The following is a 12,097-nucleotide window of genomic DNA, read 5'->3' on the forward strand; positions in this document are numbered from 1 at the left end:
CTATTGTAGAATGCTGTGTCAGCACTGTTATAATAGTTCGGCTTTTCAAGTTACTTAAAACCTTCTGTCCCAACCTCAATCATTTCTTTCTTTAAGATAATTTTGTATCTTCCACTAAAGAAATCGCTTATTTTAAATTTTGTAACTAAATCAGATATATCACCGATATCTAAAATATGATAGCTTTCTGTACTTACATTTTCCAGTAGTAATCGATATTCATTTTGGGCTTTAAAATAGTCATCCTTAATAAAACAAATATCAGAACTATCTAAATCTAAGTATTTACTTACTCTGTCTGAATAATTTTTACTAAAATCATAGTATTTCACTTTTCCTGCTTTAAAGTCTATCTGTAATTCTTCACACTTTTCTTTAACTCGATCCATAAAGAGTTTGGCATTGATAATCAACATATTATCTCCAAAATCTGAAATCAATTTTTCTAGCTCATTTTTTTCAATTTGAGGAAAAACCTCTATTGAACTTTCATCTTCGGAACTTACTTGTAAAACATCTTTATCAACAGAATACATACACAAAACTGGTGATTTAATTCTATCATTGGAATGAATATTTATTCTCTCTGCCTTACCTTTAACTAAAACTTCGTCTGTTTCAGGATCCATTAATGTCATCTCGACATCTGCATATACAGCTGAAGCTTCCAAAGCATCGCCTACACCTCTATCACCAGTTTCTTTTTCTCTCTCGATAAAATAACTAAGTGGATTCATACGAAGCTTACCTTGAATAAAATCATTTTCATATTCCGGTTTAACAAATTTTAATAGAAAAGCAGTTGCGTCATTTGGTATTTGTGATTTCAATTTTATCGCCTCCTGCCATTACCATATCCCGTAATTAAACAAATATGTAATAATATTTTGACACGATTATTTTCACTCTCAAAACCACATCAAACTCTGCCCTCTCATCACAAAGTGTTTTGACTGTTTGATGCAGTTTTCAAAGCAAAAGAAAAAGCCTCCATCCTAAGATGAAAGCTTTGCTATTGTTTTTTTGTCGAGTTAGCTCACTTTCGACTCGTGGTAGAGCTACACCACGTTATATTTGTAAAGCGAATTGTGTTTTTGTTTATAGTGCGTATCCGCGCACTTTGTTATTGTAGTAAGTTTGACTGAAATTATGGAAAGTGGACGAAGTTCACATGATAACCACTCCTTCAGCTTTAATTGCCTTTTCCCTTATCTCTTAAAAAATATGGGCCGGCCGTGTATGTCTAGCCTCGAACTAGTTTATGAGGCGCAGGTCGGTCGTCGGTCTGTCTTCCCTAATATTTAGGATTTCATAAATACCAAGAGAGGAAAACCTTGCCGCACCGACCTACCTCCGAGTTTACACCATACTTTTTCTCTTACAAAACATCATACATGTTTTACATTTGTTCCTTTTGTTACATTTGTTCCTTTTGTTACATTTGTTCCTTTTGTTACATTTGTTTCTTGTGTTAAACTATTTAATCATCTTTTAGACACTTTACATTTCTAAAAATAAATTAAATATTGGCCATTCCTGAACATCAGTTTTTTCATCAGAACTCATTTGCTTAAATAATCTTTCAGCTGCAGTTTTAGATCCTAAAATTACCTGTACAACAAATTTCGTTTGCAAATCATCCATTTCTAAGAAATCCAATAAAAATTCTTCTTCATATTTTTCAAATGGAATAGTATTTCTCTTTTTTATTTGTAGCAAATTCAATTTATAAATATTATTTTCTTTTGAGGTTTCTACTAAACCACTTAAAAGACCTCTTGCGAGATTCAAGAATTTAAAATCTTTCGTCTCATCATAAACAGAAATTAAATCTAAAGCAATTTGATTATTAAATTCTAATGATTTATCATGAGCATCTGCTTTAAATGACTTTTCATAAATCTCATAATTAAAGTTTGTTAGAGACAACAAATCATGTATTTTGAAATTACTATATAAACTTATTTTATAATAATCATCTGTATTAGGATTAAATTCTCCTGGGTTCTTAGGAATAAACGCATCGATTTCATTAAACATATTTTCATCAAATATATTGTAATATAAATCATCTTTACTATCTTTATATAACAACAAAGTTATATAATCTGATAATTTAAGACGAAGAATACTTTCTGATTCGTTATTATTAATAGCCTTGTAATTCTTCTCATAAAAAATATTATGTATTGAATTGAACAACTTTTCTAAATCTTCATTATCATCGAACCTATAATCACTGTTAATTCCAATTCTTTTACAAATGTTCTGTAGTTCTATATGTTGCTCTATCTCTTGATCAATATTTTTGTATTTTTCCTTTTCATTAAGAGAAGCAATTATGTTATATAGTTTAAAAGGGAACCTATTCTCTGCCAAAATATACTTTAATACTTTCAAACATTTCAAATACGACTCAATTGTTTTTAACTTACCCATCATTAATTTTCCGGTTTTGTGTTTTTTAGATAAAGTAAATACAAGTGTATCTTCAACTAGGAGTTTAATTTCATCTTGAGATTCTGTTATATTATATTTAACATTTATTTCTTGTTTAAAAAGAATAAGGGTTTCTTCTCCATTTATGTTTACAATTTCAGGTATTATTGCTTCTATCGGGTATTCAAAATCTCCTTCAACTCCGTAAACATATGCTACATTATCCAACAAGTTAAAATCTTTTAACTCACTAGCTATAACATCATACTCAATTTTATATTTTTCATAATTTCTCTTTTTACCCATTTCAATAAAGTTATTTGGTTGTTTCCTAACATTTTTAATATGGGCCCTACATATATATTCTAAATCACCATCTTTTAAAATTTTAAAATCAACTGATAAAGAATCTTGTTCTTTCAATTTAATGATACTTAATAATCTTTCTATTTCAAGTGGAGTTAACGAATTGTAGAAAGTCTGCATTTTTTTATTTTTTTTATTAATCGTAACTACTAAATACAAAACCCCTTTGCCCGTTCTTTTGTAATTTTCTAAATCCGATTTCATTATAGAATGAGTAATCTTACCATTACTTTTTATTTTTTTAAATAACGTAGTCCCTTTAATTTGCACTTTTACAGCATCTTCTATGTTTTCTTTCTTCAAGTCATTTGAATTGTAAATAATTATTTCCCCATCAAAGGAAGGGCTTTTGTCATTAAATTGTACTTCACTAACTAATTTATATGGTTCTTGCAAAATAACCCTGTTTACTTCTAAACATGCTAGATGTTCTATAATTAAATTATCCATTTTAATCTCCCTTATTCAATTTTGATGAAGATTGTTTTTCTACTCATTTCATTTTACATCAATTTTCCCTTTATTTTAATTTGTTTCTTAAAATACAAGACAATTTACAATTTATATTATTACTGGTATTAAAAAACTTGGAAACCCTCTCTAGAAAGAATCACCAAGCTTTATCTTGTCTCTTTTTTATTACAATTTCATTTGTTTCAAAATATTGTTTCTGACCCTAAAAATTGTCGTACTGGATAATTTCATGTGCTTACCAATCGCTCGCATACTATTCCCATCAAGCAATCTATGAAGTACTTCAATCTCTCGATCTCCATGCACTAATGGAATACGTTTTTGCACCTCTGCAATCTTTTGTTCATATTCCTTAATTCGATAGTTTAACGAATATACACGACGTTGTACTTCTGTATACACCGGATCACTTGTCCCGCCACTCGCCTTTGGTAATGTTGCCTCAATACCATACATAGCTGTTTTAGCCCCGATGTAACTGCTGTTATCAACTTTCGCTATTGGCTGCCTTGCTTCCTCAATCGTTTCAACCATCCATCGATAATTATCAATCCACTGTAACAGATTTTCTTTAGTAACTTCCGTTTGCCCTTTTAACATAGGTTTGCCCTCCTACGGTGTGATATAATAATGTTGTAAAGCACCGTCAAAGGGCATAAACCAATTCTGAGCTGTAGCGTGTGACGACGCTGCGGCTTTTTATTTTATTCTAAGTAATTTCGAATTTATTAAAACTCCAGTATTTTGAGCAATTTAACAGTGTTGTCTTTAATGCTACTTATGCTTATGCATTACCAAACTGATGTTAAAAGTACTGAACGAATTTCCATAATAAAACCTCCATTTATTAACTTTAAAGGTTATAATAAGGTATAAGAAATACTGAATTCAAAGGAGAATTATTAATGAAAATTCAAACCAGTAATACATTAAATTATTTGAAAACAGAGGTAAATAAAAATATAAAAAATGAAAGTCTCTTGGATTTATTTGGAATTGATAATATAAATAAAGACGAAGACGAAAAAAAAATCAAACCTAAATTCGAAACCAGATATGAAGATGGTTATATACGTACATACCTTGTGAAATCGAATGGACAAAAAATAGTTAGATTACTTGTTAGGGAGGTTAAACAAACCCAAGAAAACATGAAAGAGTCCATAGATTTAGAAGATATGTTGATACAAGAGCTTGAAAAGTTATCTAATCCCAAAAAATATGAACAGAATACTTCTATTTTTGAAAAAGAAAAAAATATTTCTAAATATAAAACAGGTATTTGAGGACGAACAATATAAACCATGATTAGTATTGATTGTTAATTTGCGTGTAGGTTTAATAGATACCTAAATAGAAAGCTTATTTATTGCCACAATCCAAAGATTGTGGCAATAAATTCGTAGGAGCCAAGGTCCCACTTCATGCTATCATCTGTTTCACAATATTATCCTTAATGCGTTTAATACTCGTTGCTGATAAAGCCATATGTTGAGCTATCGAACGCATTGAACTACCTTCTAATAACCAAAACAGCACTTCAATTTCTCGTGGTGTATGAACCTTATCGATACGTTCTTGCACTGCTGTAATCTTATACTTATACTCTTTAATTCGTTTAACATGCTTCGAACGTCTAGCGACCTCTGACATAATTGGATCACTTACGCCTCCTGCTGCCTTTGGTAAAGTTGCTTCAATACCGTACTGAGCTGTCTTTGCCCCAACAATCAGTCCGTTACGAAGTTCCTTTACCGTGTTTACCATCCAGTGATAATCTTTTACCCATTGCTCTAATAAATGTTTGTTTAAATCTTGTTTGCTCATATTGGTAGCCCCCTGATATAATACATTTGAGATACTCAAAGGGCATAAACCAATTCTAAGCTGTAGCGTGTGCAAACGCTGCAGCTTTTTTATTTTTAAATTAATTTTCAAGACCATCAAAAAAATGTGTTTTTAAATAGGTCGTAATAACAGGTCAAGATGTAACGGCTATAACGATGTCGGCTAAGTGCCTTTAAAAGGTGAAAATGACTAACGCCGGACTAATTTATTTGTTCAAAAGTTTCTGCGAGACTTATTAAACTATCTCTTAGTCCTTCGGCTTCTTGTTTACGACATTCAAAGCGGAAAGCACGTTCCTTATTACACTCTTCTAGAGACGGATCTCCCATAATCTTAATGATTTCCTTTGGGTCTATTTCATGTATATTTTCTGGTATGTCTCTACGAGAACCATAAAATTGATTACGAACCAAAGTATCAGGTAACCAGGTATTAGTTGTAATAACACGTTGATGACTTTGAGGTGGAACAAAAACTTCTATTTCATTCGTATAACAAGTACCAAGAGTTTTTTCAGGGGCTATTGAATCATACAGAATAACTACCTTTTCCCTTATCAACTCACCCAATTCTCTGCCACGATTGACTAAATTCTCATCTTCAATTATCCCTACCTTATCTTTTGCCTTTAATACAAGCATGTATAAAATTCCTGCAAGGATTGTACATAGAATCCCTTCGATGGAATTCACATTCTTGAACCTTTGAAACAAAGTCCTAGATAAAGTATGGAGATGATTTAATAATCCAGTGTCAGTTTCTTTAGAGCCAGCATAGTCAAAAACTAAATCCTGAAGAGCTTCTAAATCTGCAGCATTTTGCTCAAAAAATGCTCGGTCGATAATTTTTTCGATTCGATCTGTAATTTCATTAACTAATTGTTCCACTTTTCTTCTCTCAGCCATGTCTTCTGCAATAGCCTTTATTATAATAATTACAGCTTCTTCTGAATTGAAATTTGCCGCTGTAAAATTGATTACATTCTGCAAAATGGTAGCTGATTTAGGGCATTCCATATCTTCACCTCTTTAAAAATATTCATCAAAGATAGTATGTGAATTTTTAAAAAAGGCATACAAGATTTTGACTGTACAATTTCTTTCAAATATCATTTATTCCACCTACGCAAACGACTAATCTGCTCAAGCTCGTTCCCAATGCTCCGCAGTTTCCTATAAGTCTTGCATCTACTGCATTTTTTTGATGGATCATAAGCTCTACGTTTTGGGCATCCTTTACACTCAAGAAAAGCTATGTGGTCCTGTTGATTGATTAGCCTTGCTCTACGTTGTTTAACTTCCTTGCGTACCGTTAAGCACCCCATTCAATTGTCACCTCTGCTCTAGGTTGCTCCGAATAAAACTTACGAACGTTTAGTTCAACGATTTGCGCGTCATCGTGCCAGATGATTTTACTCATTCCATCCTTTATGCCCTTAATCAGGTTATCCGCATCAGGTTTCGTTGTCGGTCGCAATTCGACACTAGCTATAAGTGCTCTTTTGGGTCCTGTATGGTATTTTTTCGGTGGCATGAGATAAATATCAGCTTGTAGCTTTATCGGTCCTGTAATCAATTCAGACGGCTTATTTTGCCATGCTACGAGTTTTACAAAGTCTTTGAAGTCCTTACTCTTTGGTGCGTCATGTGTTCTCACGCCTTTCCCATGTCTACTAAAGCGAGGACGCTCTTGAGGTTGTATGACCCCTGGTATTTCAAATGTTAAAGTGTTCATATTTCCACATCCTTAATAACCAGTGTTTTGACGTTCATGATTGACTTTGTTCTTAGCGTAGTAAGCTTCCTCTACTTGCTCCCATGTGAAGCCAAGCATCTTGCCTAAAATGTAGAATTTACTGAACAGCCCTTCCCACGAACCACGACTTTTCCAATTTCGCAATTGTGAAATTGTTGAAGCAACTCCGATGAATTGAACTGTAATATCAGTGTCAAAGAAATCTATATCATCCCAAACTAATGATGTTTCAACGTCAATTTCCAATCCAATACTCAAAATGAAATGCAAGCAATCAACGTACTCTTCAAGGAGTGGATTTCCCACTGTACCACTCCCATTACAAAATCTACATGTTTTCTTAACTACAAAGCTAAGAAGACCTGATCCGTTACAAGGTTGACATGCCACTCTAGTTCGTGGCTCCTGGTCCTTACTCCACTTCTTAAACCCACGCCATTCATTCGCACACTCCCCTAGCTCAACCTGTAGTGCAAGTAGCTTCCAATCCAGATTGTTCTGCCCGCGTAACTCTGGATGCTCCTGTATGATGTGCTCGTCCAATACTGCTTGTGTTTCAAATAATTTTGTTAAGTTCATAAACTCACCTGTTCCCTTTCAACATTAAATTCCAATAGTATTTGATAAGGTCGTGGGTCTTGAGAAATGTAGTTCATCCGACTCGCAACGTTCCAACCTCTCTCCGTATCATCTGCAACCAAATGTTCTAATTCTCGTGATGTTCTAGCCTTGGTGATTTTTCTTAATGCCGCCATATTTACCACCTCTTTTTTAGAATGGGAGATCATCTTCGCTAACTTGCATCGGACCCTTACTATTTGCAAACGGGTCATCTTCTACCCTTAAATAACTTGGCTGGTTGTTATTTCCGCCATCATTGCCCTGTGGAGCGTTTTTATTTACTCCCCCTGTATTTGTACTAGATTCGTAGTTTGATGCGCCCTGCGAGCTTCCTGTACCGTTTTTCGGTTCTAAAAACTGAATACTATCGGCAACAACGTCTGTAGTGTACACACGCTTGCCATCTTGCCCTTCATAACTGCCTGTTTGGATTCGCCCTTCCAAACCTATTAAGCTACCTTTCTTCATGAAGTTTGCTAGATTCTCAGCTTGTTTGCGCCAAGCGACACAACTAATGAAGTCTGCTTCCGTTTCACCGTTTTGCCCTTTGAATGTACGGTTAACTGCAACTGTGAAGCGACATGTTGCAACGCCATTTGGTGTAAAACGTACCTCAGGATCCTTTGTAAGTCGGCCAACTAATACGACTCGGTTAATCATTCAAATCACCCCAGCTTAAACATAAGACTTCTTTTTTAAAACTTGGAAAGAGTGAATTAGTAGATATTTGGGTTACTTCTGCCTTCACACCTTCCAACAAATCGTTTACAACACTCAAGAAAAGTGGAGAAGTTAAAATATGATGATGTTCATTTGCAATAGAAACAATATATTCTGTTCTACCACCGCGAGCTTCTTCCGCTAGCTTTGGCTCTATATTGCACGCAAATGTAAGTGCATAATCTTCAATTGCATTACGTGATGTTTTTAGCAATTTATCTTTTAATGTCATGCAGCAATAGCCCCTTTCATTCTCATAATCATTTGACTAACATCCACTTTCTCAACCATTCGCTTCACTCCTATTCCTCATTCTTTCAATATTTTCTAAGGCCTTTTGTCTCTCAACCTCAAAATCAATCGTGTTGTTATCAGATTCAGTATCTGGTGTTAGTGGCTCTTCTTTGTTATTACGATTAGCGAACCACTCTGGCACTATTTCTGTTCGACCTTTAGGCTTTTGGTAGGATTGGTTAGATTGTTGTCGCTTGTTGTTTTTTTCTCTTTCCTCTTTAGCTTGTAACTGCTGGTAAGTTGTGATCATTTCCTTACGCCAGTTGATTAATGTTCCTTCTGCATACTTAATTTTGTTGCGAGCATTATTAAATACTGCGTTTTGTAATGCTGCTAAGATTAAATCCACATCTTTATAGTCATCTAAGATGTAACCAAGGTGTTCTGCAATGGTCGGAAGAACTGGTGTAATGTTATGATTTGTAAATTCAACTAATCTAGCAAAATCAGATTGAGAAGAAACCGACTGACAACCTTCACTGTCTTTTGTTTGTTTTTCTTTTTTATTTTCTTTTTGTTTTTCTTTTTCTGTTTGTTTTTCTTTTTGTCCACGTATCGTTAACGTATCGTAAGAACCCGCATCATTACTGGATTCTTCATTTTCTGACGTAACGTTATACGTATCGTGTGACGTATCGTAGTACGACTCGTAGACGATACGTACAGAATCATTCGAGATTCCTTCACCTACCCATTGAATTAATGTGGTATCTTTCACTTCTTTTAATTCTGACTTCACACAATCAAGAATCGGTTTGCCTCCGCGATTAAGGTTGTATTTGCCCCAGTTTTTAATAGCTATTTCACGAGTTTCCTCATTGTATTTAATAAGTTTGTGATGCTCTCTGAACCTTTGTAGCAGCGCACCAGCACTTTCCATTGAGTAACCCATATCAAAAGCTATTTGCTTTTTGGTAATTTGATAGATGCCAATTTGAGTCGTACTTTCATTCGTCAGCAAATACAGGAAGAAGTATTTATCCTCTGCTGTCATTTCCTCAACCACACGAGGATCGTTCCAAAAAGTTGTGTAGACGTATCTGTATTTAGCCATTTGCCCTCGACTCTCCTTATATTCGAATTTTTTAATCACAGACTTATTAACAATCAGGTTAGGAAATAAAAATAATTTCCCGGGTAAGCGCAAGAAATGACAAGTTTAGTCTTACACTTAAGCACCAAGCGACTGAATTCTTCATTCCTTCGCCTGCTCAAATATCCAAGCAGGCAATAAAACTTTTGACGGTATATTATTCATCATTCTAATAAATAGCCAACTTTAATGGTTCTAGTGAGTTGTTTAGTCATCCGACAGTATTCACATTTCCCACATCGTACTGGCTCTTTTTTATAGTTTTTTGCTTCAATAATGCTAGGTAACATAGTTTTCACATACTCAAATTCAAAATCGAAATCAGATATTTCAAATTCCAGTATTTCCTTATCAGGTGGTGTTTCCTTAGTGACTGTAACTAGATATGGAACATAATACTGACCTGTGTTTTGATAGATTATTTCGCGATAAATAGCCATTTGTAGCACATAATCATAAGCTTCAACAAATGATACATACTTATTGTATTTCTCACTCCAATATCGCTTATAAAGGCTCTGAGTGGTCTTTAAATCACTAAATAATCTACGCTCATGGTTTATTGAATCGACTTTAATTTTCCAAGGCACTCCAAATATTTCACCTGTGAAAATAACTTCTTTTTCACCATCTAAAGCAAACATTGCAAATCTATCGTTTTTTAAGGTTTCTATCATCCTGTCTGCTTGTTCAAAGTCAGCGTACTTCCCACCACGACTCTTAAAAATACTGTTATGATTCTCTTCACAAAACTCAGTAAAAGCTTGATTGCTTTCAAATGCTGCGTGTGTGTATGATCCAACAATTAACGCAGGAGATGGAGGACGAATAAACTCGCCCTTCATCTCAGCGATTAACCTTGCTTCACATTCCAAAGCACTTTTAAACTGAGATACTGACATATAATGTTGGTTTGCCTCATTCGAGTGGTAATTCTGGCTGTTCAATTGGAATGACGTTATCATCTTGCTTCACCTCAGTTTTTTGCTGTTCTTGTGATTTTTCAAATTCAGCAGTTAGTCCACTTGTTTGGTTCTTACCAACTTCCTTGTAAAACCAATCCTCAACCTTTGACATACCATCACACAATGAATTGTATATTTTTCCTAAACCAACATAGTCTTGTTCTGTAAATTCACTTGTTTTGTAACCGAACTTGCCCTCAACCATTTCTTGTGTGACTTTAAAATACTCTTTAAGAAGCTTTAAAGCATTTGCTAGTCTATCTTTCAGTGGTTCCGTGTTATTACCTTGTATGGTCACTTCACACTCTTTCAAAGCTTTTTCTACAACATCTCCTGGAATAATACTCAAAATACATGAACGAAGTCGGCGAGCACCGTCGTTAGCTACTTTTTCATATATATCACGTGGATCAGATAGTATCTTTAATCCATGTTTTGTCTTTATTGAATGTTTAACTGTAAAAGTTTTTTCTTGTCTTGTATTAGTTTCTAAATCCCAACAAAAAGCCATAGCTGTCGATTCGCCATTCCGTTGTTCCAATTCCTTAACACCGAAAGAAATGTTCCCCCAATTTTGTGCTAAAACCTCAGCAAGTCGAATTGAAGGTCCAGTAACATTTGTGCCTCCACGTGGGTATGAATACAACGCTGCATCTGCTAATGAAAAACGTTTACATGCATCTAAGATTCTTTTTTCAGCTTCATAAATATTTCTCGGAAATGACTTCGCCATAAATATTTGCCCTTTAACTTCTTCCATTTCACGGGAAGCACTAACTTGTGCTAATGCTCCACCACCTTGAAATTGAGGTTGTCCCATTTGAGGACTATGGAATTGTTCTGCTAAGTTACTCATTGAAATTCCTCCTGTAGTGCGCTATAATGAGCGCAATTAATATGTTTTCTTAGACCACTCTGCCAAGTGGTTTATTTTTTTGTATGAGCAAACCCATAACGCTCCTGCACATAAGCAATTACCTCTGAATCAGTCATGTCATAAGTTGATTCATCCATATATCCAACAGCCAAGTAATCACTGATATTGTCGATGTGTACAATCGCATCACCGATTTCGAAATAAACATCGCCAGAAGCTATGAAACTACCAAAATCATCGTGCATTTCAAAACTCACAGCTGGCTCATAAGGTGGCATTGGATACTCAATGTGGCCAAGCACCATTGGATTTTCTATTTCTAATAGAACACTCATGCTATCGCCTCACGTTCACAGCAAACAAATGAAATGCCGTCTTTATCGAATCTATACTGTGTCCAGCTTGCGTCATCGTAACCTATAAACTTTTCGACATTGCAGTTACCTAGTTTTTCGATAGTTTCTTTGCGGTGTAAATGTACTAAAATATCAGCGTTAATCATTGCGCTATCACTATACTGCACACTAATTACGTTTTCTGACGGTATTCCGTATTGCTCTAGAATGTTTGGTAAATCAACAATCCTAGATATTGCTTGATTCAATTTCATACATATCAACCCTTTCGATTATTTTTGATGGCATC

General features: G+C 34.5%; 16 protein-coding genes. 1 reads left to right on the plus strand and 15 read right to left on the minus strand.

Annotated elements, in window-relative coordinates; all coding sequences use genetic code 11:
* Positions 1 to 50 precede the first annotated feature (50 nt).
* From ABNX05_RS24210 to ABNX05_RS24220, 3 genes are all read right to left on the minus strand, one after another.
* The gene (locus tag ABNX05_RS24210; RefSeq protein ID WP_349662035.1) at positions 51 to 830 is read right to left on the minus strand and encodes a hypothetical protein; all 780 of its coding nucleotides are present in this window, start codon (positions 828 to 830) and stop codon (positions 51 to 53) included.
* 670 nt (positions 831 to 1,500) lie between these two features.
* Entirely contained in the window at positions 1,501 to 3,255 is a 1,755-nt protein-coding gene (locus ABNX05_RS24215) for a hypothetical protein (protein ID WP_349662036.1), read from the minus strand.
* Positions 3,256 to 3,444: 189 nt separating this feature from the next.
* The gene (locus ABNX05_RS24220; protein ID WP_349662037.1) at positions 3,445 to 3,879 is read right to left on the minus strand and encodes a LuxR C-terminal-related transcriptional regulator; all 435 of its coding nucleotides are present in this window, start codon (positions 3,877 to 3,879) and stop codon (positions 3,445 to 3,447) included.
* 305 nt (positions 3,880 to 4,184) lie between these two features.
* Here ABNX05_RS24220 and ABNX05_RS24225 point away from each other — a divergent pair, with 305 nt between their 5' ends.
* Positions 4,185 to 4,565 carry a hypothetical protein gene (locus tag ABNX05_RS24225; protein WP_349662038.1) on the plus strand — a complete coding sequence of 127 codons (381 nt, stop codon included), beginning with the start codon at positions 4,185 to 4,187 and terminating at the stop codon, positions 4,563 to 4,565.
* A gap of 136 nt (positions 4,566 to 4,701) precedes the next feature.
* Here ABNX05_RS24225 and ABNX05_RS24230 read toward each other — a convergent pair whose 3' ends face one another.
* The 12 genes from ABNX05_RS24230 to ABNX05_RS24285 all read right to left on the minus strand — a co-directional run bounded on the left by ABNX05_RS24230 (position 4,702) and on the right by ABNX05_RS24285 (position 12,062).
* Complete coding sequence (locus ABNX05_RS24230) at positions 4,702 to 5,106, minus strand: LuxR C-terminal-related transcriptional regulator (protein WP_349662039.1); 405 nt, start codon at positions 5,104 to 5,106, stop codon at positions 4,702 to 4,704.
* Positions 5,107 to 5,327: 221 nt separating this feature from the next.
* On the minus strand, positions 5,328 to 6,143 hold the full coding sequence (locus ABNX05_RS24235) for a hypothetical protein (RefSeq protein ID WP_349662040.1): 816 nt from the start codon (positions 6,141 to 6,143) through the stop codon (positions 5,328 to 5,330).
* Positions 6,144 to 6,438: 295 nt separating this feature from the next.
* The gene (locus ABNX05_RS24240; protein ID WP_349662041.1) at positions 6,439 to 6,861 is read right to left on the minus strand and encodes a RusA family crossover junction endodeoxyribonuclease; all 423 of its coding nucleotides are present in this window, start codon (positions 6,859 to 6,861) and stop codon (positions 6,439 to 6,441) included.
* A 12-nt stretch (positions 6,862 to 6,873) separates the two neighbouring features.
* Positions 6,874 to 7,461 carry a dUTP diphosphatase gene (locus ABNX05_RS24245; RefSeq protein WP_349662042.1) on the minus strand — a complete coding sequence of 196 codons (588 nt, stop codon included), beginning with the start codon at positions 7,459 to 7,461 and terminating at the stop codon, positions 6,874 to 6,876.
* The gene (locus ABNX05_RS24250) at positions 7,458 to 7,637 is read right to left on the minus strand and encodes a hypothetical protein (protein ID WP_349662043.1); all 180 of its coding nucleotides are present in this window, start codon (positions 7,635 to 7,637) and stop codon (positions 7,458 to 7,460) included. The genes ABNX05_RS24245 and ABNX05_RS24250 overlap by 4 nt, the downstream gene beginning before the upstream one ends.
* 16 nt (positions 7,638 to 7,653) lie before the next feature.
* Positions 7,654 to 8,163: a single-stranded DNA-binding protein gene (ssb, locus tag ABNX05_RS24255; protein ID WP_349662044.1), complete on the minus strand. Its 510-nt coding sequence runs from the start codon at positions 8,161 to 8,163 to the stop codon at positions 7,654 to 7,656.
* Positions 8,156 to 8,455: a hypothetical protein gene (locus ABNX05_RS24260; protein ID WP_349662045.1), complete on the minus strand. Its 300-nt coding sequence runs from the start codon at positions 8,453 to 8,455 to the stop codon at positions 8,156 to 8,158. Before ABNX05_RS24260 ends, ssb begins: the two co-directional genes overlap by 8 nt.
* A 51-nt stretch (positions 8,456 to 8,506) precedes the next feature.
* Complete coding sequence (locus ABNX05_RS24265) at positions 8,507 to 9,571, minus strand: DnaD domain-containing protein (protein WP_349662046.1); 1,065 nt, start codon at positions 9,569 to 9,571, stop codon at positions 8,507 to 8,509.
* Positions 9,572 to 9,774: 203 nt separating this feature from the next.
* Positions 9,775 to 10,512: a PD-(D/E)XK nuclease-like domain-containing protein gene (locus tag ABNX05_RS24270; RefSeq protein ID WP_349662047.1), complete on the minus strand. Its 738-nt coding sequence runs from the start codon at positions 10,510 to 10,512 to the stop codon at positions 9,775 to 9,777.
* A gap of 16 nt (positions 10,513 to 10,528) precedes the next feature.
* Positions 10,529 to 11,431, minus strand: coding sequence for a hypothetical protein (locus ABNX05_RS24275; protein WP_349662048.1), 903 nt, complete (start codon positions 11,429 to 11,431; stop codon positions 10,529 to 10,531).
* A gap of 71 nt (positions 11,432 to 11,502) precedes the next feature.
* The gene (locus tag ABNX05_RS24280) at positions 11,503 to 11,787 is read right to left on the minus strand and encodes a YqaI family protein (protein WP_349662049.1); all 285 of its coding nucleotides are present in this window, start codon (positions 11,785 to 11,787) and stop codon (positions 11,503 to 11,505) included.
* Entirely contained in the window at positions 11,784 to 12,062 is a 279-nt protein-coding gene (locus tag ABNX05_RS24285) for a hypothetical protein (RefSeq protein WP_349662050.1), read from the minus strand. The genes ABNX05_RS24280 and ABNX05_RS24285 overlap by 4 nt, the downstream gene beginning before the upstream one ends.
* Between the last annotated feature and the right edge of the window lie 35 nt (positions 12,063 to 12,097).

The sequence above is a fragment of the Lysinibacillus zambalensis genome (genome assembly GCF_040183165.1).
Lineage (GTDB): Bacteria > Bacillota > Bacilli > Bacillales_A > Planococcaceae > Lysinibacillus > Lysinibacillus zambalensis.